The 22,593-nt window shown below is 60.1% G+C and carries 25 protein-coding genes; 17 read left to right on the forward strand and 8 right to left on the reverse strand.

Translation table 11 applies throughout. From position 1 onward, the window contains the following. Nucleotides 1-45: 45 nt before the first annotated feature. Nucleotides 46-1,323, forward strand: coding sequence for an FAD/NAD(P)-binding oxidoreductase (locus QZ190_RS07670; RefSeq protein ID WP_291915252.1), 1,278 nt, complete (start codon nt 46-48; stop codon nt 1,321-1,323). A gap of 28 nt (nt 1,324-1,351) precedes the next feature. Continuing rightward, nucleotides 1,352-1,675, forward strand: coding sequence for a hypothetical protein (locus QZ190_RS07675; protein WP_291915190.1), 324 nt, complete (start codon nt 1,352-1,354; stop codon nt 1,673-1,675). A 61-nt stretch (nt 1,676-1,736) separates the two neighbouring features. On the opposite strand, the gene QZ190_RS07680 is transcribed toward QZ190_RS07675, so the two are convergent. Further along, a complete protein-coding gene (locus QZ190_RS07680; protein WP_291915191.1) occupies nt 1,737-2,330 on the reverse strand; it encodes an energy transducer TonB in 594 nt (197 codons plus the stop codon). A gap of 394 nt (nt 2,331-2,724) precedes the next feature. Here QZ190_RS07680 and QZ190_RS07685 point away from each other — a divergent pair, with 394 nt between their 5' ends. Next, complete coding sequence (locus QZ190_RS07685) at nt 2,725-3,603, forward strand: MBL fold metallo-hydrolase (RefSeq protein WP_291915192.1); 879 nt, start codon at nt 2,725-2,727, stop codon at nt 3,601-3,603. A gap of 93 nt (nt 3,604-3,696) precedes the next feature. Here QZ190_RS07685 and QZ190_RS07690 read toward each other — a convergent pair whose 3' ends face one another. Together QZ190_RS07690 and QZ190_RS07695 are read right to left on the reverse strand one after the other, a co-directional pair. Then, nucleotides 3,697-4,998 carry a DUF3422 family protein gene (locus QZ190_RS07690; RefSeq protein ID WP_291915193.1) on the reverse strand — a complete coding sequence of 434 codons (1,302 nt, stop codon included), beginning with the start codon at nt 4,996-4,998 and terminating at the stop codon, nt 3,697-3,699. 132 nt (nt 4,999-5,130) lie between these two features. Then, on the reverse strand, nt 5,131-5,622 hold the full coding sequence (locus QZ190_RS07695) for an Rrf2 family transcriptional regulator (RefSeq protein ID WP_291915194.1): 492 nt from the start codon (nt 5,620-5,622) through the stop codon (nt 5,131-5,133). A gap of 119 nt (nt 5,623-5,741) precedes the next feature. On the opposite strand from QZ190_RS07695, the gene QZ190_RS07700 reads away from it, so the two are divergent. Continuing rightward, nucleotides 5,742-6,758, forward strand: a complete 1,017-nt coding sequence (locus QZ190_RS07700) for a MerR family transcriptional regulator (protein ID WP_291915195.1) — start codon at nt 5,742-5,744, stop codon at nt 6,756-6,758. Here the strand turns inward: QZ190_RS07700 and QZ190_RS07705 are convergent. The 3 genes from QZ190_RS07705 to QZ190_RS07715 all read right to left on the reverse strand — a co-directional run bounded on the left by QZ190_RS07705 (nt 6,723) and on the right by QZ190_RS07715 (nt 8,887). Then, entirely contained in the window at nt 6,723-7,283 is a 561-nt protein-coding gene (locus QZ190_RS07705) for a demethoxyubiquinone hydroxylase family protein (RefSeq protein WP_291915196.1), read from the reverse strand. The genes QZ190_RS07700 and QZ190_RS07705 overlap by 36 nt on opposite strands. A 173-nt stretch (nt 7,284-7,456) precedes the next feature. Continuing rightward, a complete protein-coding gene (locus QZ190_RS07710) occupies nt 7,457-7,930 on the reverse strand; it encodes a Dps family protein (RefSeq protein ID WP_291915197.1) in 474 nt (157 codons plus the stop codon). Between the two features lie 27 nt (nt 7,931-7,957). After that, a complete protein-coding gene (locus QZ190_RS07715; RefSeq protein WP_291915198.1) occupies nt 7,958-8,887 on the reverse strand; it encodes a ZIP family metal transporter in 930 nt (309 codons plus the stop codon). Between QZ190_RS07715 and QZ190_RS07720 the strand changes: the two genes are divergently transcribed. Beyond that, complete coding sequence (locus QZ190_RS07720; protein WP_291915199.1) at nt 8,886-9,293, forward strand: hypothetical protein; 408 nt, start codon at nt 8,886-8,888, stop codon at nt 9,291-9,293. The two genes, QZ190_RS07715 and QZ190_RS07720, sit on opposite strands and share 2 nt — an antisense overlap. A 149-nt stretch (nt 9,294-9,442) precedes the next feature. Here the strand turns inward: QZ190_RS07720 and QZ190_RS07725 are convergent, their stop codons facing one another. Both QZ190_RS07725 and QZ190_RS07730 read right to left on the reverse strand, forming a co-directional pair. After that, nucleotides 9,443-9,688, reverse strand: coding sequence for a metal-sensing transcriptional repressor (locus QZ190_RS07725; RefSeq protein WP_019430145.1), 246 nt, complete (start codon nt 9,686-9,688; stop codon nt 9,443-9,445). A gap of 151 nt (nt 9,689-9,839) precedes the next feature. Further along, the gene (locus QZ190_RS07730; protein WP_291915200.1) at nt 9,840-10,175 is read right to left on the reverse strand and encodes a helix-turn-helix transcriptional regulator; all 336 of its coding nucleotides are present in this window, start codon (nt 10,173-10,175) and stop codon (nt 9,840-9,842) included. Between the two features lie 132 nt (nt 10,176-10,307). Here QZ190_RS07730 and QZ190_RS07735 point away from each other — a divergent pair, with 132 nt between their 5' ends. The 12 genes from QZ190_RS07735 (at nt 10,308) to QZ190_RS07790 (ending at nt 22,538) form a co-directional block, all read left to right on the forward strand. After that, complete coding sequence (locus QZ190_RS07735) at nt 10,308-11,384, forward strand: efflux RND transporter periplasmic adaptor subunit (protein ID WP_291915201.1); 1,077 nt, start codon at nt 10,308-10,310, stop codon at nt 11,382-11,384. An 11-nt stretch (nt 11,385-11,395) separates the two neighbouring features. Beyond that, nucleotides 11,396-14,611, forward strand: a complete 3,216-nt coding sequence (locus tag QZ190_RS07740) for an efflux RND transporter permease subunit (protein WP_291915202.1) — start codon at nt 11,396-11,398, stop codon at nt 14,609-14,611. 36 nt (nt 14,612-14,647) lie between these two features. Next, a complete protein-coding gene (locus QZ190_RS07745) occupies nt 14,648-14,857 on the forward strand; it encodes a DUF2892 domain-containing protein (RefSeq protein ID WP_108365273.1) in 210 nt (69 codons plus the stop codon). A 10-nt stretch (nt 14,858-14,867) separates the two neighbouring features. Then, complete coding sequence (locus QZ190_RS07750; protein WP_291915203.1) at nt 14,868-16,265, forward strand: TolC family protein; 1,398 nt, start codon at nt 14,868-14,870, stop codon at nt 16,263-16,265. A 30-nt stretch (nt 16,266-16,295) separates the two neighbouring features. Continuing rightward, on the forward strand, nt 16,296-16,676 hold the full coding sequence (locus tag QZ190_RS07755; RefSeq protein WP_291915204.1) for a rhodanese-like domain-containing protein: 381 nt from the start codon (nt 16,296-16,298) through the stop codon (nt 16,674-16,676). A 156-nt stretch (nt 16,677-16,832) separates the two neighbouring features. Then, the gene (locus QZ190_RS07760; RefSeq protein WP_291915205.1) at nt 16,833-17,141 is read left to right on the forward strand and encodes a c-type cytochrome; all 309 of its coding nucleotides are present in this window, start codon (nt 16,833-16,835) and stop codon (nt 17,139-17,141) included. 117 nt (nt 17,142-17,258) lie between these two features. Further along, the gene (locus tag QZ190_RS07765) at nt 17,259-17,582 is read left to right on the forward strand and encodes a hypothetical protein (RefSeq protein WP_291915206.1); all 324 of its coding nucleotides are present in this window, start codon (nt 17,259-17,261) and stop codon (nt 17,580-17,582) included. Nucleotides 17,583-17,754: 172 nt separating this feature from the next. Then, nucleotides 17,755-18,327 carry a DUF302 domain-containing protein gene (locus QZ190_RS07770; protein WP_291915207.1) on the forward strand — a complete coding sequence of 191 codons (573 nt, stop codon included), beginning with the start codon at nt 17,755-17,757 and terminating at the stop codon, nt 18,325-18,327. A 23-nt stretch (nt 18,328-18,350) separates the two neighbouring features. Then, entirely contained in the window at nt 18,351-19,655 is a 1,305-nt protein-coding gene (locus tag QZ190_RS07775) for an OmpP1/FadL family transporter (protein ID WP_291915208.1), read from the forward strand. A 133-nt stretch (nt 19,656-19,788) separates the two neighbouring features. After that, entirely contained in the window at nt 19,789-20,094 is a 306-nt protein-coding gene (locus QZ190_RS07780) for a helix-turn-helix transcriptional regulator (RefSeq protein WP_291915209.1), read from the forward strand. 22 nt (nt 20,095-20,116) lie between these two features. Next, entirely contained in the window at nt 20,117-21,481 is a 1,365-nt protein-coding gene (gene soxC, locus QZ190_RS07785) for a sulfite dehydrogenase (protein ID WP_291915210.1), read from the forward strand. Continuing rightward, nucleotides 21,465-22,538 carry a c-type cytochrome gene (locus tag QZ190_RS07790; RefSeq protein WP_291915211.1) on the forward strand — a complete coding sequence of 358 codons (1,074 nt, stop codon included), beginning with the start codon at nt 21,465-21,467 and terminating at the stop codon, nt 22,536-22,538. The genes soxC and QZ190_RS07790 overlap by 17 nt, the downstream gene beginning before the upstream one ends. Nucleotides 22,539-22,593 lie beyond the last annotated feature (55 nt).

A 22,593-nucleotide genomic window follows, 5' to 3' on the forward strand; every position in this document is an offset into this window, starting at 1 on the left:
AACTTAACCCGCGCCTCAACCACCGCGCTGAGCCGCCGCCAGTGGTTGCTGGGCTCGGCAGGTGCTGCCGTTTTGGCCAGCGCCGCGCCCGCTGCCCAGGCGGCCAAAACCAAAACGCAGGCGCACATCGTGATTTTGGGTGGTGGCTTGGGTGGCATTGCCGTGGCCAACCGGCTCCATGCCTTGCTCGACGGGGCCAAGATCACCCTGATCGACCGCAAGGAAGAACACAACTACCAGCCCGGGTACACCCTGGTGGCCACGGGCGTGTGGCCCGTGAGCAAGGTGCGCGACCGCAATGCTGACTTTCACCCGCCGCAGCTCAACTGGATCAAGGACATGGTCAGCGAGCTGGACCCGGCCAGCAATACCGTGGTCACGGCGTCGGGCCAGCGCGTTCCATACGACTATCTGGTGGTGGCCATGGGCACGCACCAGGACTGGTCGCTGATCGAGGGCATGGATGTGAACGCGATTGGCCAAAAGGGCCTGACCAGCGTCTACCCCAGCCCCGAGGCGGCGCAGGCCACTTGGGCCAGCATGGACGCGTTTCGGCGCAAGGGCGGCAACGCGGTGCTGACGCTGCCGGCCACGCCGCTCAAGTGCGCGGGCGCGCCCCTCAAGATGACCTTCATGCTGCGCGACCGCTTGGCGCAATCGGGCACGTTGGGCCAATCCAAAGTCACGTTTTACTCGGCGCTGGGCAATGTGTTTGGCGTCAAGGTGGTCAACGACAACGTGCTCTCGCGCTGGAGCGATCTGGGCATCGCGGTCGAGACCACACAAAAGCTGCAGGGCATCGACATCGGTGCGCAGCGGGCGCGTTTTGTCTCGCCCGAAGGCACGAGCACCGAGGTGCCTTACGACTTCATCCATGTGGTGCCGCCCATGCGTGCGCCCGATGCGGTCAAGAATTCCGACCTGGCCTGGAAAGAGGGCCCCTTTGCCGCAGGCGGCTGGCTGGAGGTGGACAAGGACACCCTGCAACACCGCCGCTATCCCAACGTGTTTGGCGTGGGCGATGTGAACGGCACACCACGTGGCAAGACGGCGGCCACCGTCAAAAAGAGCGCACCCATCGTGGCCGAGCACTTGGTGGACGTGATCGCGGGCCGCACGCCCGGCCAGAAGTTTGACGGCTACACCTCGTGCCCGCTGATCGTGAAAGAAGGCTCGGCCATGCTGATCGAGTTCGACTACGCAGGCAACCTCACGCCATCGCTGCCCATGATCGATCCGCTGCAGGCGAGCTATTTCGCCTGGCTGATGAAATACCGCATGCTCAAGCCTGCCTACATGGCGACGCTCAAGGGCCGGGTTTGAAGCCCATTCACAACATCAGGAGACGCACATGTATGAAATCTGGCTGGCGATGAACATCGCCTACGAAATCGCTTGGGACCTGTGGCCGGCGCTGTTGCCTTTGGCGCTGGTGTGGGCGGCGGTCATGCTGATCAACCGCAAGAAGCTGGCGCTCGTCAGCGCCTCAACGCTGGCAGCCTTGGCCGTGCTGGTGACGCTGGCGGCGGTGTTGGCGTTGCCGTCTTTGTTCAAGTCCACACTGGCCGACATGGGCTATGGGGTGGACTGGGCCGCTTTGCTGGGCATGGCCGCAGGTGTGGGTGTGGCGGCAGCGGTGCTGCTGTGGCCGGTGCTGGCCATGCGCCAGCGCTGAGGCCTCAATGAGCGTTCAAGCGGGACGACGTCTGGGGGCGCCGGGCCGTTCAACGAGTGGCTCAACGCCCTGTTTTGCGCGATCCCCATTGGTCCATCAGGCGCTGGTCGCTGGCGCTTTCGGCTTCGACGCTGTCTTGGGGCAGCTGGCGCAGGCAATCGGCCAGCGCTTGCGGGTCCAGTGGGACGGTCGGGGTGGGTGCGGCCACCACTTGGGGCGATTTGCCGTCCCAAGCAAAGGGGTTGCGGAATACGGGCGGCTCGGGTTTGCAGTCGTCCCTGTAAATGGGAGGCCCGTCGTTGGCAAAAGGTGAAAACGAAATCGTCTTGTCAAAAATCAGCGGCTTGCCCGTGGGGGTGGGCGGCAGCGGTGGCATGTTTTGTATGGCTTGGCGGGCGAGTTGTTCGGCCACGGCAGAGGTGGTCCACAGGGTTTGCAGCTGCGTCAAGCGGCCGTCGGGTGCGATCTCGATGCGAAAGCGCACCACGCCCTGGTCGGGGCCTTCGACGGCTGTGCCCATCATGCTGCGCACTTGCTGGCCCCAGCTGTAGCGGTAGCCCTTGCTGTTTTTGTTCGTGTAGTTCGCGGCAAAAGCCCATTCTTCGGCGGTGGGTGGCGGGGGCGCGGCCATGCTGGTGCGAGGGCGATCGGGCAAGGACGCTGGGGCAGGGGCCGCCAAAGCCTGGTTGGGCGTGGGCGATGCGTTTGGCGATGTTTGGGGCGCTGATGGCGGTTCATTCAGCGGCTGGCGCGGTGGCGGGATCAGCGCCAGAAAGACGATTTTTTCAAGTTTTTGGGGTGCCTCGGCTGGGCTGATGTATCTGAATCCGTATCCGCCGGCCAACAGCCACACCCCCGCATGCAGAGCCAGCGTGAGGACAAGCGCGAAGATATGTTGGTTTCTGAACATGGGCGCAGAGGCCATTGTTGGAGGTCTTGCAGCCATTCAGCGACAATATTCGTTTTGGCTGATATTACCTGACGAAGTGGAGGCCCTTGAGCTTGCACACCCAGGGTCCGATGCAACACCAGCCCCAGAAGGAAGTCCCATGCACATCGAATCGTTTTTTGACCCGGCCACCTTCACCTTCAGCCACCTGCTGGCCGATTTGGCCACCCGGCAGTGCGCCCTGATCGACAGCGTGCTGGACTATGACCCCAAATCGGGCCGCACCAGCACCGCAAGTGCCGACCAGTTGGTGGCGCGTGTGAAGGCGCTGGACCTGCGCGTGCAGTGGATTTTGGAGACGCATGTGCACGCCGACCATTTGTCGGCCGCGCCCTATTTGCAAAAGCAGCTGGGCGGTCAACTGGCCATTGGTGCGCACATCACCACGGTGCAAAACGTCTTTGGCAAGCTGTTCAACGCGGGCACCGAATTCGCCCGCGACGGCAGCCAGTTTGACCGCTTGCTGAGCGATGGTGAGGATTTTCAGATCGGTGGCTTGCAGGTGCGGGCCATGCACACCCCGGGCCACACCCCTGCCTGCATGACTTATGTGGTGACGGACCCGAGCGCAGAGCCCGCACGGCAGGTGGCCTTTGTGGGTGACACCTTGTTTATGCCCGACTACGGCACCGCCCGATGCGACTTTCCTGGGGGCAGTGCCAATGTGTTGTTCCAGTCCATCCAGAAAGTGCTGAGTCTGCCGGACAGCACCGAGCTGTTTTTGTGCCATGACTACCCGCCAGAGTCCCGCCAGCCCCAGTGCGTGACCACCGTGGCCGAGCAGAAAAAGGCCAATGTGCATGTGCACCAAGGCGTGAGTGAGGCCGAGTTTGTGGCCATGCGTGAAAAGCGCGATGCCACCTTGTCCATGCCCGTGCTGATCCTGCCTTCGGTACAAATCAACATGCGCGCTGGCCACATGCCGCCGCCCGAAGACAACGGCCAGCGTTACCTGAAGATTCCATTGAACGCACTGTGAAACCTCTAGGCTTGCCACTAACGAAGCTTGCCCAACTGTCTGCGCCAGCATGAGCCGGCGCAAGCCGAGGTCACGTGGCTGATTCGCGTAGGCTCAGCCCTCACTGCGCAGTTTGTCGTGGATGCGCTTGTTGGTGCGCCACACCAGCCACAGCACCAGGGGCACAAAAGCGCCTGCGGCCATTTCGGGGTGGATGGGCAGGCCAGCGGCTTTGGCGGCTTTGCCCAAATACAGCAAGAGGCTGATGACGTAGTACGAAATGGCCGCGATCGACAGACCTTCCACCGTGGTTTGCAAGCGCAGCTGCAGCTCTTGGCCTTTGGTGAGTTTGGCCAGCAACTGGCTGTTTTGTTCTTCGGTCGCGATGTCCACGCGCGTGCGCAGCAAGGCGCTGGTGCGGCTGATGCGCTCGGACAGATTGGACAGGCGCTGCCCCGTGGCGGCCACGGTCGCCATGGCAGGCGACAAGCGCCGCCGCATGAATTCACCAATGGTTTGGGTGCCGCTGATGGGTGATTCGCGCAGCTCGGTGATGCGCTCGCGCACCAGCTTGTCGTAGGCGGCGGTGGCGGCAAAGCGAAAGGCGTGTTCGGCGGTGATGAGTTCGACCGAGGCGGCCAGACCGATCAGGCGGTCGAGCATGGTTTGGTCTTGTGCGGCCTTGTTTTGCAAGGCGGCCGTGATGTCGGCCAGTTCGCGTTCGGCCAGACCCAGTTGCGCGCCCACGGACTTGGCGACGGGCAAACCGCGCAGAGCCATCAGGCGGTAGGTTTCCAACTCCAGCAAGCGCTGCGATATGCGCCCGCCCCGCGAGTCGCTGGTGGATTCTGGGGCCAGCACCAAGATGCGTTCAAAGCCGCTGGGGCGCAAATGGAAGTCGGTCACCACCAGCGAGTGCGCGGGGTTGCCCATGCGCGAGGCCACCACGGTGTCTTCGCCAAACCATTTCTGCGCTTTGCGCAAGGATTGTTGAGACTCGCTCAAATCGTCGTGCAGCATGATGAGTTCAATGGCCGCGAAGGTCCGCCCGGGAATGGCGGCCAGCCAACCATCGGGCAAGGCCAAGTGGCTCAGCAGATGGGTGTCTTGGGACTCCAGGTCCACGCCTTGCGGCAGCGCTTGCACCAGTGAGTAGCGGGTGAATTCGGTATGACGCTCCCACTTGAGGGTGTAAGCGCCCAGGCGCAGGCGCACAAAGTTGCCTTGAATCTCTTCGAACAACAAATCAGGATGCAGGCGCTTGAGGTGCTCCCATTCCTGCTCGCGGCTGACCCCGCTGTTGAACACACCGACCAGCACAATGAAGGCCGGCAAATGGATGCGGGCGCTGGGTCGGGCGTGGACCTCGTTGTGCAATTCGATGCGCAAGGCGTCATCAACAGGCAGGTTGTTCATGGGAATGCTCTGGTGGTCTGGGCGGGCCCGATGGCTCATTCTAGCGAGCGGTTCGGGTGCCAAGGTCCAACCAAGTCTGCGTCTTGTTGAACGTGCTCATGATGGGCCTTTCTGCCGCCAGGCCAGCAGGGCCTACATCGCCATGTGCAACTGAAACACCGAGTTGGGGGCCTTGGGCACCAGGGGGGCAGCCAGGGGTTTGAACTTGAAGCGGTTGACCACAGGCGTTTCAATCGGTGCTTGCAGCGCGTGCGTGGTCACGAAATCCGACAAGGAGAACTGGCTCAGCGTGCCGATGATCACCTGCTCGAGGCCCCATTCGAAGTCTGCAGCGTCGATGGGCTGCGCTTCGCTGCCTTGCTGAGCCAAGGTGGGCTCGAACACGGCTGCGATGTCCCACATCGAAATCAGCGCCAGGTCGCCCCGAATTTCGTAGCCGCCCCCCGGGCCTTTGCGGGAGGACACGATCTGCTGGTCTTTGAGTGGTTTGAGGATGCTTTCCAGGTTGGAGACAGACAGCTGCAAGCGCTGGGACAGCTCGGTGGTGGAGACGCGGCCCAGGTTTTGCTGTGCGGCGATCAGCACGCACACGTCCATGGCGTTGATGGTTTTGTTCGAAATCATTTGTTGAACCCCCAGTGAGGAGAATTTTGCGACCAATAACTCCTCAAATCCATGATTTTTTGGTTTTTAAGAGTATTTCGACATAAGATCTACGCAATACCTGAACAAAGAAAGCCTCTGTGCCCCATATTCCCAGCGCTCAGTCCCCGCTCTACCGCATCGGTGCCGTCTCCAAAGTCACCGAGATTCCGGTCTCCACTTTGCGCATCTGGCAAACGCGTTATGGGGCTTTCACCCCCGTCAAGACCGAGGGCAACCAACGCCTGTTTGCCGAGCACGATGTGTCCAAGGCGCTCTTGCTCAAGCAGCTGTCGGGGGCGGGGCATGGCATTGGCAGCATCGCTCGTCTGGATCTGGCCCAGCTGCGCCAGCTGTGCCACCCCGACCATCAGGCCCAGCCGCCCCAGGCACTGGCCCAGCCCGTGTGCCTGGCCGTGGTGGGTTTGGGCCTGGCCAACCGCATCGAGTCGCGGCAGTTCGCAGCGGTGTTGAGCCAGCACCGCATTCAGGTCACCGATGTGCTCGATGACCTGGCCGCCGCGCGTCACGCGCCTTTGTCAGACAAGCCGCAAGTGCTGCTGATCAAGGTCAACTCGCTGCAGGACTCGGTGTTCGAATCGATCCAGGCGCTAATGCAGCGCCAGCCGTTTGCGCAGACCATCGTGCTCTACCACTTCGCACCCGACAAGATCGTGCAAGCCATGAAGCTGGCGGGTTTGACGGTCCGGCGCGACCCGATCTCGGACAGTGAGTTGGCCGAGTTGCTGCAGTCGATTTTGTTTGTGGACCGCGACCGGGCCCAGGCCTATGGCCACCAGGGGGCGGTGATCACCGGGCGCAAATACTCGGACGACACTTTGCGGCGCGTGGCGGGTATCTCGACCAATGTGCTGTGCGAGTGCCCCAAGCATGTGGCCGAACTGATCGCGCAGTTGGCCAGCTTTGAGGCCTACAGCCAGGAATGCCTGAACAAGAACACCGAAGATGCGCACCTGCACTCGTATTTGCGCGCCATCTCGGGTTCGGCACGCAGCTTGTTCGAAAACGCTCTCGAAAAAATCGCACAGCACGAGGGGATTGATTTGCGTGAAGCCACCCCGCTAAATTCGCCGGGCGAGCACAACCGCAGCCGCTGATCCCGAACCGACCACCGCACACCACAGGCGCAACAACCAGGGGGTGTGCGGGCCTGCAAGCGCAGTGGCTTCGTCGCGGTGGTGCTGTTCGTCGGCTTGGCAGCGCAGCAACAAAGGCAGCAGGCCATCTGGGCCGCCGTGCACCTGCAGGTGGTCTATTTGTTGTTGGTAATGCACGTCTACGAAGGTCTCGACCGCGGCGATGGTGCCGTAGACGGCGCGGCGGCCAAACAACGCGGGCAGCGCTCCGGTCAGCCAACCTGCCATGCGCCAGGGCAGCAGCAAGCGGCTGCGAAGTGCAGGGGGAAGCCACTCTTCCACCAGCTTCAGATGCTCGGCTTCGGTGTCGCCATGTGCGCGAGCAAAGGCCAGCAACTCGGCATCTTGCCGCCAGCGAGCCACGACAGTGATACCTTGGTAGATGTAAACAGCCCCAGTCTCGCCGGCGTGATCGGAGCGCAGTTCTTGCACCATGTGTCTCGACAGCTTGTTGGAGGGATGTTCAGGCGGTGCAGGTTTTTTCACGTCAGGGCTTGGGTGGAGGTCGTGTTTCGACCAAGGGCTGCATCCTATCGGTCAAACCTTGTCCCTGAGCCGCCGGGGTGCATCGGTGCGGCTGCGTGTGTGGACACCGCCCGGCTGCATAGCGCAAAGGTCGGCGCAGAACGCCTCGACCATAACGCCCCAACCTGAACGCCTTACTCTTCGAGCAAGCTGCGCAGCATCCAGGCGGTTTGCTCGTGCACGGCAATGCGCTGGGTCAGCAAGTCGGCGCTGGGCTCGTCCTTGGCTTGTTCCACCACCTCGTACAAGCCGCGTGCAGTGCGGGCCACGGCTTCGTGCCCTTGCGCCAGGATGGCGACCATCTGAAGTGCTTTGGGGGGCAGGGCGGGTGCGTCGGGCAGCGAGCTGAGTTTGGCAAACTGGGCATACGAGCCCGGCGCCGGGTGGCCCAGCGAGCGGATGCGCTCGGCAATCGGGTCCACCGCGTTCCACAATTCGGTGTACTGCAGCATGAACATGGCGTGCAGGCTGTTGAACATGGGGCCGGTCACGTTCCAGTGGAAGTTGTGTGTGGTCATGTACAGCGTGTAGGTGTCGGCCAGCAAGTGGCTCAAGCCCTCGGTGATGGCCTGGCGGTGCGATTCAGAGATGCCGATGTCGATTTTCATAATGTTTCCTTGTGGTTAAAAAAATGATCAACCCAGACTGGTGTCGAGCACCATCATGAGCGCGAAGCCTGCCATCAGGCCCAGGGTGGCGGTGGTTTGGTGTCCGTTGCGGTGGGTTTCGGGAATCACTTCGTGCGACACCACAAACAGCATGGCGCCTGCAGCCAGACCCAAGCCCACGGGGTAGGCCAGCGCTGAGTGACCCACCAAGCTGACCCCGATGAGAGCGCCAATGGGTTCGAGCAAGCCTCCCAGAGCAGCAATGCTTACGGCCTTCCAGGCGGGGGTGCCGATGGCCCGCAAAGTCATGGCCACGGCCAGGCCTTCAGGGATGTCTTGCAGGGCGATGGCCGTGGCCAGTGGCAGGCCGACCGACAAGTCGCCTTGCGCAAACCCGACCCCTACAGCCATGCCTTCGGGCAGGTTGTGGATGGCCACGGCCATCACGAACAGCCACACGCGCTGGCAGCGGTCATGGCCGGGGCCACAGGGGCCGGTTTTGTCGTGCTCGTGGGGTGTGAAAGCGTCCAGACCCAGCATGAGCAAAACGCCCAAGCCCATGCCCAGCACCACCAGGCCTGCGCCCGTGAGGGCATGGCCCGTCAGTTGGGTGCCCGCTTCGATGCCGGGCAGCAAGAGTGAAAAAGCCGCAGCAGCCAGCATCATGCCCGCGGCCATGCTCAGCATGGCGTCCTCGTGTTGGGCTTTCAGGCTCTTCAGGAAAACAGCGGGCAAAGCCCCGATAGTGGTGGCGGCCAGGCCTGCGCTGCCGCCCCACAATGCCCAGCGCACCACCTCGTGTTGTGTGGCCTCGGCCAGCCAGACCTGGCCTTGCAGCAGCAAGACCCATATGCCCGCCAATGCAATGCCCAAGCCCAGCAAGACCCGTGGGCGTTGGCGAGCGTGTTGGGCCAACAAGTCGGGCCAGGGCAGGGGGTGAAGGGATAAGGAGGTCATGGTTGAGTTTGTTGTTCAATGGCGTAATGATAGCTTTAATAAATCAAAAAACTATTTTGTTTTATCTAAACTATCGTTAGTCAAAAACTATGACCCCAAGCCTGCATTCAAGCTGCTGGCCATGCGTTTGTCTGTTCGGCAGGACGCCTGGCTTGTCGGGCATGGCGCAGGGAGAGGTCTTTTTGCCCAGGAGCCAAGTGGCGCAGTGCGTGGCCGAGATCCCCATGCAAGCCGATCAGACGGTCTTGTTGATCTGAGCATCCAAAGCGGCTCACCTGCCGTGACCCAGGCGCTGGAAGGGCTGGGCTTCACCAACATCCGACATGTACATGGTGGCAGGCACGAGTGGGCCAAGCGCGGTTGGCTCTTGGTCAAGCCGGAAAATCTGGAGGGGCCGTCCAGGTGATCAGCTTGTCAGCCAAGAGACGTCCCCAGCCTACTTTTTGACCGCTGCTTGGTGCAAGACTTGAATGAATGTCGGCCGTTGGTGCCTGGAGCGGCTGCGGTGCTACCGCTCAATTCCTGGGTGGACGCAAATCAGGCGGAGCTTGGGTTTCAAGCGAACTTGGTCAGCATTTCCGCCACGTGCTCGGGCGACTGATCCCCTTGCTCGATCATGCAGCCGACCATGGAGAAAAAGGATTTGTCCAGCGCCTTGCGGGCGGCGGCCATTTGTTGGGCAATTTTTTCGCAATCGGCATCGGCTTCGATGAGTTTTTGCAAACCGCGAAGCTGCCCTTCAATGCGGGCCAAGCGGGCGCACAGGTTTTTCTTTTTCTCGGCGTTCACGATTCGGCTCATGCAGGTCTCCTGAGTGGCCCTTGAGTGGAGGGTAGGGCTGTTGGAGCGCCATGATAGCTTTTTGTGATGCGTTCAGATTCAGGACGTGGGTTGGTGCGTCCAGCGGCGACTGAGCATGCGGGGGTGCATGCCTAGCGAAATGCCCGAGAGGTCAACCCGGCGTGAACAAGGCCCGGTCGCTGGAAGTTTGTTCGTATTGCCGCGCGATGTTGGCGCAGACCAGGTCGCACAGGGCGTAGATGGAGGGATCGCTCACTTTGTAGAACACACTGGCGCCCCGGCTCTCGCGCGCGACGATGCCGTGCTGCGCCAAGTGAGACAAGTGGCGTGACACGTTGGCCGCCGAGTAACCCGAAAGCTGGGCCAATTCGCCCACGTTGTGTTCGGTGTCGCGCAGCAGATTCAGGATTTTCAGGCGTGTGGGCTCCGACAGCGCCTGGAAATAGGCCGCAATCTGATCGAGGGCTTTGGCTGGCAGGTCTTTCATGAGCGCTCCATTACACAACAAATCAAGCGATTGCCGGACACTGTTTGACGTGTTGCTGAAGTTCATTGTATCATTGCGCATATAAGCAAACAACTAAATGCGCAAAATCAACGGTTTGACGGAGAAGCTTTGATGAACAGACGATTGATACTGGCCTCGGCCATGGCACTGACTGGTTTGACCAGCGTCCCAGTTTGGGCCAATGCCGATGCGGCAGCGGTCAAAAGTGTGGCCGCCCAAGCCAGTGCGGCGGGTGCTCAAGAGGTGAGCCTGGATGCGGTGGTCGAGGCGGTGCGCCAGGCCACCTTGTCGGCCCAGGTCCCCGGGGCCATTGTCAGTTTGAACGTCAAGGCCGGTGACCGGGTGCGGGCCGGGCAAGAGTTGCTGCGTATTGATGCCAGCGCTGCCCAGCAAAACGTGGCGGGCAGCAACGCCCAGCTCGAAGCCGCGCAGGCCAATTTGCGCGTGGCCAGCAAAGAGCTGGACCGCCAAAAGCAACTCTTCCAGAAGCAGTACATCAGCCAGGGCGCACTCGAACGCGCCCAAGCCCAGTACGAAGCCGCTCAGGCGCAGGTGAATGCCCAGCAAGCCCAAACCCGCGCGGCCCAAACCCAGACGGGTTTCTTCAGCGTGCGTGCCCCCTTTAATGGCGTGGTGTCCGATGTGCCCGTCACCTTGGGTGACATGGCCATGCCGGGCCGCCCCTTGATGACCTTGCACGACCCCTCGGCTTTGCGCGTGAGCGCGGCGGTGCCGCAGTCGATGATTCAAGGTGTTCGCAACCAGTTGAAATCGGTGCGTTATGAGATCGCGGGCCACACCAGCGTGGCAGCGGCCAGCGTGCAACTGATGCCTGCTGTAGACCCGGTGACGCACACCGCACAGTTGCGTGTGGCATTGCCAGCGGGCGTTGAGGGCTTGGTGCCCGGCATGTTCGCCCGGGTTTGGGTGCCTGGCAGCTCGGCCAGCGCTGCGGCCCAGAACGGAGCCAAGGATGCAGCCCAAGCCGGCCGCGTTTTCTTGCCGCTCACAGCCATCGTGCGCCGCGCCGAAATGACCGGTGTTTACGTGATGGACGCAAAAGGCCAACCGCGTTTGCGCCAAGTGCGCTTGGGGCGCACCACTGGTCAGACCGTCGAGGTGCTGTCCGGTGTGAGCGCGGGTGAGCAGGTGGTGACCGAGCCCGCCAGCCTTGGCAAGAAACTCTGAAAGAGAATCCCATGAGCGAGCACAAAATGGGCATTTCAGGCCGCATCGCGGCGATGTTTCAGAGCGCGCAGATCACGCCTTTGCTGGCGCTGGTGGCGTTTTTGCTGGGCGTGTTTGCCGTGATGGTGACGCCCCGCGAAGAAGAGCCACAAATCAACGTGACCATGGCCAATGTGATCGCGCCGTTCCCGGGTGCATCGGTGCGCGATGTGGAGCAAATGGTGGCGATCCCGGCCGAGCAGGTGCTCTCCAAAATCGCGGGTGTCGAGCATGTGTATTCGGTCTCTCGCCCCGGCGTGGCCATCCTGACGGTGCAGTTCAAGGTGGGCGTGCCGCGCACCGAGGCGCTGGTCAAGTTGCACGACACGATCCGCGAAAATTCTGACTGGTTGCCCCGCAACCTGGGTCTGCCTGAACCTTTGATCAAGCCCAAGGGCATCGACGATGTGCCCATCGTATCGCTTACCTTGCATGGCAAAAATGCAGACGTGAGCGCCTTTGATCTGGAGCGCGTGGCGCACAGCATCGAGGCCGACATCAAGCGCGTGCCTGGCACCCGCGATGTGGTCACCATCGGTGGTCCGCGCCGCGCGGTGTTGGTGCAGATCGACCCGCAGCGCATGAACGGCTCGGGCGTGACGGTGCACGACTTGCGCATGGCCTTGCAGTCCGCCAACCTCGGCTTGTCAGTCGGTGAATTGTTGGGTGCCAACCAGAGCGTGGCCATCGAAGCCGGCCCACACCTGGCGCAAGCCAGCGACGTGGCCGATCTGGTCGTGCAAGTGGTGCAGGGCAAGCCCGTCTTCTTGAAAGACGTGGCTGACGTGAAAGACGGCCCCATGCCGGCTGAGCGTTATGTCTGGCACGGCAACAACGCCCAAAATGGCGGCGAGGAGTTTGCCGCCGTGACGCTGTCGATCACCAAAAAATCGGGCGAAAACGCCATCGATGTGGCCAATGGCGTCAAGAGCCGCGTCGAGAAGCTGCAAGGCACGGTGATCCCTGACAACGTGCAGGTGGTGGAGACCCGCAACTACGGTGAAACCGCCAACGACAAGGCGCAAAAACTGATTCAGAAGCTGCTGTTTGCCACCGCTTCGGTCGTGGCGCTGGTGTTCATGGCGCTGGGCCGCCGCGAGGCGGCCATCGTCGGCGTGGCGGTCATCTTGACGCTGACGGCGACTTTGTTCGCCTCTTGGGCCTGGGGCTTCACGCTCAACCGCGTGTCGCTGTTTGCCCTGATTTTTTCCATCGGCATTTTGGTGGACGACGCGATCGTGGTGGTGGAGAACATCCACCGCCACCAGCAGCTGTACCCGGGCAAGAGCATCCGCGAGATCATCCCCGGTGCGGTGGATGAAGTCGGTGGCCCCACCATCTTGGCCACTTTCACGGTGATCGCGGCCTTGTTGCCCATGGCCTTTGTGAGCGGCCTGATGGGCCCCTACATGAGCCCGATCCCGATCAATGCCAGCTTGGGCATGCTGTTGTCGCTGGCCATTGCCTTTGTCATCACGCCCTGGTTGTCGGGCATGTGGATGAAGCCGTCTTCGGGTCATGCGCATGACGCGGCAGGCGGGCACAGCGGTCTGAGCGCCAAGCTCGAACCGTTGTTCGAAAAAATCTTCAAGCCTTTGCTCGACACCCAATCAGGTGGGCGCAACCGCAAGCTGCTGGGTTTGGGCATCGCGGGTTTGATCGCTTTGTCCTTGGTGCTGCCGGTCACTGGGCTGGTCATGCTCAAGATGCTGCCCTTTGACGACAAGTCGGAGTTTCAGGTGGTGGTGGACATGCCTGCGGGCACACCTTTGGAGAAAACCGCCGCAGTGATGCGCGAACTGGGCGGCCACTTGGCCACCGTGCCCGAGGTGACGCATTACCAAGCCTATGTGGGCACGGCTTCGCCGATCAACTTCAACGGTCTGGTGCGCCAGTACTACCTGCGTGCAGGCGCCGAGCTGGGTGATATTCAGGTGAATCTGGTGCGCAAGTCTGAGCGCAGCGACAAGAGCCATGTGATCGCTACGCGTGTGCGTCCGGCCTTGCAAGAGATCGGTCGACGTCACGGGGCCAACGTCAAAGTGGTGGAAGTACCACCAGGCCCGCCCGTGATGTCGCCCATCGTGGCCGAGATTTATGGGCCCGATGCCGAAGGCCGTCGCCAAGTGGCCAAGTTGGTGCGCGCCGTGTTCGAAAAGACCGAAGGTGTGGTGGACATCGACGACAGCTCGATTGCCGATGCACCGCGCAAGCTGCTGCTGGTGGACCGCCGCAAAGCGGCCGTGCTGGGTGTGTCGCAGCAAGCCATCGTGACCACCTTGCGTGCAGGTTTGGCGGGCGAGTCTGTCACGTATTTGCATGATGGCAGCAAGTACCCGGTGCCCGCCTTGATTCAGCTGCCCGAGCAGCTGCATGGCGATCTGGACGCCTTGCTGCAGCTGGGCGTGAAAAGCGCCACGGGCAAGGTGGTGCCCCTGCGCGAGCTGGTCACCGTGAGCGACACCCTGCGTGAGCAGCCTGTCATCCACAAAGACCTGCTGCCCGTGAACTTTGTGAATGCCGACATGGCCGGCAAAGTGGACAGCCCCTTGTACGGTTTGTTCAAGATGCGCGGCGACGTGGCCCAGATCAAAGGCCCGGACGGTGAGCGGATTGAAGAGTACTTCATCAGCCAGCCCGACGACGCCTGGCGCGGTTACAGCATCAAGTGGGATGGCGAGTCGCAAATCACGTATGAGACTTTCCGCGACATGGGCGCTGCCTATGGGGTGGGCCTGATCCTGATCTATTTGCTGGTGGTGGCGCAGTTTGGCTCCTACCTCACGCCTCTGATCATCATGGCACCCATTCCACTGACCATCATTGGCGTGATGCCAGGCCACGCCCTGCTGAATGCCCAATACACCGCCACCAGCATGATCGGCATGATCGCGCTGGCGGGCATCATCGTGCGCAACTCGATCTTGTTGGTGGACTTCATCAACCTGCAGGTGAACAGCGGCATGGACTTCAAGCGGGCGATTGTGCAGTCGGCCATCACCCGTGCCCAGCCCATCATGCTAACGGGCCTGGCGGCCATGATCGGGGCCTTCTTCATTGTGGATGACCCGATCTTCAACGGCCTGGCCATTTCGCTGATCTTTGGCATCTTTGTGTCCACCGTGCTGACGCTGGTCGTCATCCCGACTTTGTATTACGTGGCGTACCGCAAAAAGTACGGCGCTTGACTTGTTTCTTTCTTTCATCAACTGGAGTAAATCATCATGAAATCTTGGCAAATCGTTCGTTTGGTCGCTGGCTTTTTTGTCTTGTTGTCTTTGGCTTTGGGCGTGCAGGCCAGCCCCGTTTTTGTGAATGAGTGGTGGTTGGCTTTCACCGCGTTTGTGGGTTTGAATTTGCTGCAAAGCGCCCTGACCAAGTGGTGCTTGATGGAGACCATCTTGCGCAAATTCGGCGTCGAGTGCGGCTGCTGATCTGGCCGTCATGCCCGCCATGCGTTCGCCCTTGTTCAAACCCCGGCCCCTGAGCGGCTGGGTGCTGGCGGCCCTGCTGGCCAGTCCTTCCGTGCAGGCCTTGGATTTGTTGCAAACCTGGGAGCAGGCGCGTGCGCACGACCCACAAATGCAGGTGGTCGCCGCCACGCGCTCATCGGTGCAAGCCTTTGAAGCGCAAGCCCAAGCTTTGTGGCGACCGGTGCTGATGGGCAGCGCCACGGTGGGCGCCATGTCGGCGGACACCAGCATGCAGGGCGCACAGTTTTCAGCACCCGGTTTTGGGCAATCCGCTGGGGTGTCTTTCGCCACCTCGGCCAGTGCAGCCACCTCCACGCGTTGGTCGCTGCAGGCCAAACAGCCGCTTTATAGCCCCGAGCGCCAGGCCCAGCAAGCCCAGCTGCACACCGCAGCGGGCGTGGCCGAGCTGCGTGCCGACCTGGCCCAACAACAGTTCATGCTGCTCACAGCGCAAAGGTATTTCAATCTGCTGCTGGCCGAGCGCCAGGAGCAGGTGCTGAAAAACCAGTACGCCGCTGTGAGCCGCTCACTGACCGAAGCCAAAGACCGCTTTGCCTTGGGCGATTTGCCGGTCACCGACACGCACGAGGCCGCTGCCCGTGCCGAAGGCCTGAAGGCGCAGTTGCTGGCTGCTGGCAGTGAAGTGCAAATGGCCCGCAGTGTGTTGACCGACTCCACCCGGCTGGGTCCCGATGCTTTGAAGCCACTTTCGCCCAAGGGCGATGCGGCCGTCACTGCCGTGCCCGTTTTGGCGCAGGTGCTGGAGCAGGTGCGCGAGGCCAACACGGGCGTGCGCTTGCAAAAAGCCCAGCAAGACGTGGCCCAGGCGGAGCTTCAAAAGCACCAGCGCAGTGGCGGTGTCACGCTGGATTTGGTGGCTTCGGCAGGTCGTGAGCGCTTGAGCGGCGAGGGTGATTTCGGCCCATCGGCCAACAGCCAAGGCCAGCAGATGGTAGGCCTGAGCCTGAATGTGCCTTTGTACACGGGCGGCTGGCGCAGCGCCAAGCTGCAAGAAGCGGTGGATGCCCAGGCGCGGGCTGCAGCCGAAGTGGACTTGGCGGTGCAGCAAGCACAGCAGCAAGCCCGCTCCGTTTGGCTGGCGCTGGAGACAGGCCCCGCCCGTTTGGCTGCCCTCAAAGCTTCTTGGCAGGCCAGCACGGCACGTCTGGATGCCACCCGTTTGGGCCGTCAAGTGGGCGACCGCACCACGCTGGCGCTGCTGCAAGCCGAAAACGATGCCGCCCAAGCCGAGCTGGCCTGGCTGCGTGCACAGACCGAGTGGCTGCTCACCCGCTTGCAGCTCGACGCTTTGACTGGCAGCATGACGGTGCAAAGCCTGCAAGCCCTGAACGCCCAGTTGGCACCTTGAGCCCCCTAATTAGAAACTGAAGGAGACACCATGAAAACAGCCCACGACCTGGTTCTGCAAGCCAAGGCCAACGTCCGCGAGATCGCCTTGCAAGACGCCGAAGACGCCATTCGCCAAGCCGATGTCTTGATCGACGTGCGCGAGGCCGATGAGTTTGCCGCAGGCCACCTGCCGGGTGCCGTGCTGGTGCCCCGGGGCTTGCTCGAGTTCAAGCTCAGCGGCACGCCCGCATTGTCAGGCCGCGACCTGAAGGTCGTGCTGTACTGCAAGACCAGCGGCCGCGCAGCCTTGGCTGCTCAAACCATGCAGAGCATGGGTTACCTCAATGTGTCATCCATTGCAGGAGGTTTTGATGCTTGGGCTGCTGCTGGCAAAGCGGTGGTTAAACCCGAGCCGACTGCATTTGAGTGAGTCAGATGGCCGTGTTTTGGGGATGGCTTTGGGTCTTTTTACGGCTTGCCCTCAGTAAAATTCACCAGCCCAACTTGAGCGGTTTTTTTCAAAGCCGTCTTGATTTAGGTTAAATTAGCGGTTGGTTATATTAAAAACCCCTCACATGGAGCCCTCATGAAACTGATTTTTGCTGCTGCTGCCGTCTCTGCCCTGATGTCAGCCCCCGCCTTCGCCAACATGGACATGGCCAAGAAAAATGCTTGCATGGCCTGCCATGCAGTGGACAAGAAAATGGTGGGGCCTTCCTACCAGGATGTGGCCAAGAAATACGGCGGTCAAAAAGACGCGGCAGCAACTTTGGCCAAGAGCATCAAAGCCGGTGGTTCTGGCAAGTGGGGCCCAGTGCCCATGCCCGCCCAAGCGGCATTGAGCGATGCCGACGCCCTGACGCTGGCCACCTGGATTTTGGCTGGTGCCAAGTAAATCAAGCCCTTGCAGGCTTGATCGCCATGGCATGATTTAGAAAGCTCGATTGGTACTCGTGGCTTTTTTGCCGCTCAAGGGTCTGCCCTTGAGCGGCTTTTTTGATGGGAGACTTGAATGAACAACCGTAACAAGACCGCGATGGTCTGGATCAGTTCTTTTTTTGCAACAATCGTGCATGCGCAGCCGGCCATTTTCAAGGATGCCGACTACAAGCTGGGTGAGAAACTGATTGCCGAAAGCAAGTGTGTGGCCTGCCATGTCTCCAAAGTCGGTGGCAACGGCAGTGCCATTTACAAACCCCAAGGCCGCATCAACAACGCTTCATTGTTGCGCGGCATGGTGGAGCAATGCAACACAGAGCTCAACCTGGGCATGTTTCCAGAGGATGTGACTTCGGTGGCGGCAGTGCTCAACCGCGACCATTACAAGTTCAAATGAGGTTTTAAGTCTTCAGAGCCTTTGGGACTGACAGATACCTTACCCCGTGGGGTATAGGGTATCTGCCAATACCTTATTTTTTCCTGGTCATGGAAGATTGATGTCAATCCAGCAGGACACATGGTGTGTATCGCTGGGTTCCATCAATGCATGACCTCAGGAGAAAAAATCAATGCGCAAATCTTTCACATGGATGAAATGGGTCGTTCTGGCCAGCTCGATCTGGCTCACAGGCTGCGGAACCATCAGCACCCTCGGCAAACTTGAATCGGGCGCAGGCTCAGAAGCCAGCCGCATGTGGGACCGCTGGGTGGAAGGCGAGGGCGACATCGCCGTGGCCACCACTTGGGAGCGCAAGGTCAAGAAAGGAGTGACCGCCCAAGAGGTTGAGCAAGTCCTCAAACAAGTGGCCACCGAGCGCAACATGCGCGATGTCGGCACGCTGCCCCTGTCCAAAGAACTCGAAGCGCGTTCTGGCAAAAAAGAAAAGCTGCTGACGGTCTACTCCTTCTGCTCACCCGCCACCGCCCGCCGCATGGTGGACTTCAGCCCCCACATGGCCGCTTACCTGCCATGCCGCGTGTCGATGGTTGAAAAGGAAGACGGCCTTTGGCTCTACACCCTCAACATGGACATGATGGTCAAGATGGGCCGCAAGCTCCCCTCGCCCTTGAAAGAAGAAGCCAAAGCCGTGCGCGACACCATCTGGGAAATGATGGAACGCGGTAGCAAAGGCGAGTTCTGAGCGGTCAACACCAGGAGATCAACATGAAATCAATCAACACTTTGCGCGCCACCGTCGTGTCGGCTGTTTTGGCCACAGGTTCTGCTGCTTGGGCAACTGACGGTTACTTTCCGCATGGCTTTGGCATGAAGTCCAAGGGCATGGGTGGTGCTGCCGTGGCTGTGACCGACAACGCTTTTGCGGGCATCAACAACCCGGCCGCTTCCGTGTGGGCGGGCAACCGTGCCGATCTCGGTTTGGACATTTTCATGCCCAAGCGCAGTGCGGCACGCTCGGCCCCTGGCTTTGGCGGCATGCTTGAAGGTGATGTGACAAGCAGTGGCAGCGCCTTTGCAATTCCCGAGTTTGCCTACAACACCAAGATCGATGACCGCCGCAGTTGGGGTGTCACGGTCTATGGCAATGGCGGCATGAACACCGAGTTCGAGGGCGGCAATGTCATGTGCATGAACCCGAACAATGGTCAGCCTTATCAAGGCAACCTGTTGTGCGGCCAAGGCAAGCTGGGCGTCGATTTGATGCAACTGATCATCGCCCCTACATTTGCCTACAAACTTGACGCACAGCACTCGTTGGGCGTGTCGCCGCTCGTCGTGGTGCAGCAGTTCAGTGCCACAGGGCTGGATGCGTTTGCAGGTTTCTCCATGGCGCCGAGCAAAGTCAGCAACACTGGCACTGACCGCAGCACGGGCGTGGGGGTCCGTTTGGGCTACCTGGGTCAGTTGAGCGACAGCTTGAAGTTTGGTGCGACCTACTCGCCCAAAATCAAGATGGGCAAATTCGACGAATATGCCGGTCTGTTCGCAGGCTCGGGCTCCTTTGATATCCCTGAAAACTATGCTTTGGGCGTCAATGTCCAAGTGACCCCAGCGGTGTCGGTGGCGGCAGACTACTCACGCGTCAACTACAGCGGTGTGCTCTCCATTGGCAACCCCATGAGCAATTTGATGGCAGGTAACCCCATGGGTTCGCCCAATGGCCCGGGATTTGGCTGGTCTGATGTCAGCGTGATCAAACTGGGCGTGCAATGGCAAGCCACGCCGACCATGGTGTTGCGCGCGGGCTACAACCAGAGCACCAACCCGGTCAAGCCTGAGAACGTGACTTTCAACATCCTGGCGCCTGGCGTGATCAAGCAGCACTACACCGTGGGTGGCACCTATGCACTGAGCAAGGATGCCGAGTTCACTTGGGCTTACATGTACGCGCCCAAGAACACGGTCACCGGCCCTTCGATGTACAACATGCAAATGGGAACGACCACCATCACAGAAACCGTGCGCATGTCTCAGCAATCTCTGGGTGTGCAGTACAGCTGGAAGTTCTGATCTGAGAGCTATTTTTTCCTGATCAGGGTTTTTCCTGATCAGGAAAAACTTTCCGTGTAATCCCTGATTCAGATTCATTGTTTATCGTATATATTCGCACATCCGAATATATGAACCTAATAGCAAAGCCCGCATGAGCGAAGAAACCGATGAGGTGTTTGAGAAGGCAGCAGAAATGTTTGCAGTCCTTTCCACGCCCATTCGTTTGCGCATCATCAGCGAGTTGTGCCAAGGGGAAAAGAATGTAGGGCAGCTGCTGGACCATATCGGCGTGGCACAACCAAATATGTCTCAACACCTGAACATCATGTACAGGTCAGGCATTTTGGGTAAGCGTCGCCAAGGGGCCCAGATGTTTTACCGGATTGCAGACGAAAAAGCGGTGGTGGTGTGCCGTGCCATGTGCACCCAGGTCGCCATCGACACGGCCGTGAATTGACAACTCAAAACGAGGAGTTTGTGTGAAAGAAGACAGCATCAATTCAGGAAGGGTGCAAAAAGCACCTGAAAGTTTCCTGACACCCAGTGGCATCAAAGCAGTCTTTGCCGAAGGCAAAAAAGGTCGCCGCGATTTCATTCGCAACGCCTTTGCGGCTGCTGCTGCAGGCGCCGCTGCCCCCATGGCCATGGCCCAGGGCAACCCGGTGCCCGCCGAAGGTGGTGACCCCAATATTCTGAACTTGCCCGAGCACGCCACGGGTTTGGGGCAGGGTGTGGCCGTTGAAGGATATGGCAAGCCCTCCAAGTTTGAAGCGAACTTGCAACGCCGTCAAAGCCCCGGGCTGACACAAACCACACAGGCTTCGGTGTCGTTTGCACCACTGCAGTCCTTGTTTGGCATCGTCACGCCCAGCGGATTGCACTTCGAGCGTCACCACCAGGGCTGGTGGGACATCGATCCATCCAAGCACCGCTTCATGATCAACGGCATGGTCAAAAAGAACATGGTGTTCACCATGGACGAAATCATGCGTTTGCCATCGGTGTCACGTTTCCACTTCATCGAGTGCGGTGCCAACACAGCGACCGAATGGGGCAATGTGGCCGTGCCCACTGTGCAGTACACCCACGGTATGCTCTCCTGCAGCGAGTTCACGGGCGTGCCTTTGATCACTTTGCTTGAGTTGGCCGGTGCCGATCTGAAAAACGGCAAGTTCGTTTTGGCCGAAGGCGGTGACGGGTCGTCAATGACCCGTACCATCCCCATGAGCCTGATCACATCGGGTGAAGTCATCGTGGCCTATGGCCAAAACGGTGAAATGCTCCGGCCCGAAAACGGCTATCCCCTGCGATTGGTGGTGCCCGGCGTGCAAGGTGTGAGCTGGGTCAAGTACCTGCGTCGCGTGGAAGTGGGCGACAAGCCCTATGCCGCCAAAGACGAAGCGATTCACTACGTCGACTTGCAGCCCGATGGTACTCATCGCCAATACACCAACATCCAGGAAGTCAAGAGCGTGGTGACCACACCCTCTGGCGGTCAAGTGTTGTTGGACAAAGGTTTCTACAACATCACGGGTCTGGCCTGGTCGGGCAAAGGCAAGATCAAGCGCGTGGATGTGTCCACAGACGGCGGTCGCAACTGGCGTCAAGCACGACTGGAAACCCCGGTCTTGTCCAAAGCTTTGACCCGTTTCAACCTGGATTGGGTGTGGGACGGCAAACCAGCCATCATCCAAAGCCGCGCACAAGACGAAACAGGTCATGTGCAGCCCACATACCAGCAGTTGCGCAGTGTTCGCGGAACGCGCTCCATTTATCACAACAATGCCATCCAATCGTGGTTGGTGCAGGAAAACGGTGAGGTGAAAAATGTCCAGGTTTCGTAATGCCGTTTTGACGGTGGCGTTGATGGCGGTCGCTTGCTTGGCGACTGCACAGAGCACCCAATATCCTGGTGTGGGGCGTGCTGCCACGCCCAAGGAAGTGGCCAAGTGGGACATCGATGTGCGCCCTGACTTCAAGGGTCTGCCAGCAGGCGCTGGGTCGGTCGCCAAAGGCCAGGACGTTTGGGAAGGCAAATGCGCCCACTGCCACGGTGTGTTTGGTGAGTCCAACGAGGTCTTCAGTCCGCTCATCGGTGGCACCACCGCCGAAGACATCAAGAATGGCCGCGTAGCCAACTTGAAGCGTACCGACTACCCCGGTCGCACCACCATCATGAAGGTGCCCACAGTCTCAACCTTGTGGGACTACATCAACCGCGCCATGCCTTGGACCAACCCCAAGACACTGACCACGGAAGAGGTGTATGCCGTTACGGCCTTCATGCTCAACATGGCCAACATCGTGCCGGACAACTATGTGCTGTCTGACAAGAACATCGCCGAAGTGCAGGCGCGCATGCCCAACCGCAACGGCATGAGCACAGCCCATGCGATGTGGCCCGGCAATGAATTTGGTGGCGTTAAAAAACCCGACACCGCCAACAAGATTTGCATGAAGGAGTGCACGCCTGAAGCCAAAGTGGCATCGTTCTTGCCTGACTTTGCGCGAAATGCCCACGGTAACCTGCAAGAACAAAACCGCATCGTCGGTCCACAGCGTGGAGCGGACACCACCAAACCCGAGCCCAAGGCCGGCATGCCAGTGGCCGCTGCAGCTCCTGCAGCATCTGCCAAGCCTGAAAACAACGAAGCCAAGGCTGCGATTGCGCTCCTGAACAAGCACAGCTGCACCGCTTGCCACGGTGTGGACAAGAAAATCGTGGGCCCTGGTTTCAATGAAATTGCGAAAAAGCAAGCCGGTAAAACCGACTATATTTTGAGCAAAATCAAGGCCGGTGGTGTGGGTGTCTATGGTCAAATCCCCATGCCCGCACAATCACTGCCAGACGTTGACGCCAAGCAAATTGCCGAATGGATTTCCAAGGGGGCCAGCAAGTGATTCGGGGTATCCCCGTTGCACTTCTGAACCTGTTTCAATAGCATCACTCAACCAT

This window comes from Limnohabitans sp., from assembly GCF_017848645.1.
In the GTDB taxonomy this organism is placed as follows: domain Bacteria; phylum Pseudomonadota; class Gammaproteobacteria; order Burkholderiales; family Burkholderiaceae_C; genus Limnohabitans_A.

What these genes read in the sequence shown, in the direction of transcription:
- QZ190_RS07675 (WP_291915190.1), top strand. Translation starts at nt 1,352, where the DNA reads ATGTATGAAATCTGGCTGGCGATGAACATCGCCTACGAAATCGCTTGG.
- QZ190_RS07740 (WP_291915202.1), top strand. Translation starts at nt 11,396, where the DNA reads ATGAGCGAGCACAAAATGGGCATTTCAGGCCGCATCGCGGCGATGTTT.
- QZ190_RS07750 (WP_291915203.1), top strand. Translation starts at nt 14,868, where the DNA reads ATGCCCGCCATGCGTTCGCCCTTGTTCAAACCCCGGCCCCTGAGCGGC.
- QZ190_RS07710 (WP_291915197.1), bottom strand. Translation starts at nt 7,930, where the DNA reads ATGAAAATCGACATCGGCATCTCTGAATCGCACCGCCAGGCCATCACC.
- QZ190_RS07720 (WP_291915199.1), top strand. Translation starts at nt 8,886, where the DNA reads ATGGTTGAGTTTGTTGTTCAATGGCGTAATGATAGCTTTAATAAATCA.
- QZ190_RS07730 (WP_291915200.1), bottom strand. Translation starts at nt 10,175, where the DNA reads ATGAAAGACCTGCCAGCCAAAGCCCTCGATCAGATTGCGGCCTATTTC.
- QZ190_RS07685 (WP_291915192.1), top strand. Translation starts at nt 2,725, where the DNA reads ATGCACATCGAATCGTTTTTTGACCCGGCCACCTTCACCTTCAGCCAC.
- QZ190_RS07760 (WP_291915205.1), top strand. Translation starts at nt 16,833, where the DNA reads ATGAAACTGATTTTTGCTGCTGCTGCCGTCTCTGCCCTGATGTCAGCC.
- QZ190_RS07770 (WP_291915207.1), top strand. Translation starts at nt 17,755, where the DNA reads ATGCGCAAATCTTTCACATGGATGAAATGGGTCGTTCTGGCCAGCTCG.
- QZ190_RS07775 (WP_291915208.1), top strand. Translation starts at nt 18,351, where the DNA reads ATGAAATCAATCAACACTTTGCGCGCCACCGTCGTGTCGGCTGTTTTG.
- QZ190_RS07695 (WP_291915194.1), bottom strand. Translation starts at nt 5,622, where the DNA reads ATGATTTCGAACAAAACCATCAACGCCATGGACGTGTGCGTGCTGATC.
- QZ190_RS07735 (WP_291915201.1), top strand. Translation starts at nt 10,308, where the DNA reads ATGAACAGACGATTGATACTGGCCTCGGCCATGGCACTGACTGGTTTG.
- QZ190_RS07755 (WP_291915204.1), top strand. Translation starts at nt 16,296, where the DNA reads ATGAAAACAGCCCACGACCTGGTTCTGCAAGCCAAGGCCAACGTCCGC.
- QZ190_RS07790 (WP_291915211.1), top strand. Translation starts at nt 21,465, where the DNA reads ATGTCCAGGTTTCGTAATGCCGTTTTGACGGTGGCGTTGATGGCGGTC.
- QZ190_RS07780 (WP_291915209.1), top strand. Translation starts at nt 19,789, where the DNA reads ATGAGCGAAGAAACCGATGAGGTGTTTGAGAAGGCAGCAGAAATGTTT.
- QZ190_RS07765 (WP_291915206.1), top strand. Translation starts at nt 17,259, where the DNA reads ATGAACAACCGTAACAAGACCGCGATGGTCTGGATCAGTTCTTTTTTT.
- QZ190_RS07715 (WP_291915198.1), bottom strand. Translation starts at nt 8,887, where the DNA reads ATGACCTCCTTATCCCTTCACCCCCTGCCCTGGCCCGACTTGTTGGCC.
- QZ190_RS07690 (WP_291915193.1), bottom strand. Translation starts at nt 4,998, where the DNA reads ATGAACAACCTGCCTGTTGATGACGCCTTGCGCATCGAATTGCACAAC.
- QZ190_RS07745 (WP_108365273.1), top strand. Translation starts at nt 14,648, where the DNA reads ATGAAATCTTGGCAAATCGTTCGTTTGGTCGCTGGCTTTTTTGTCTTG.
- QZ190_RS07725 (WP_019430145.1), bottom strand. Translation starts at nt 9,688, where the DNA reads ATGAGCCGAATCGTGAACGCCGAGAAAAAGAAAAACCTGTGCGCCCGC.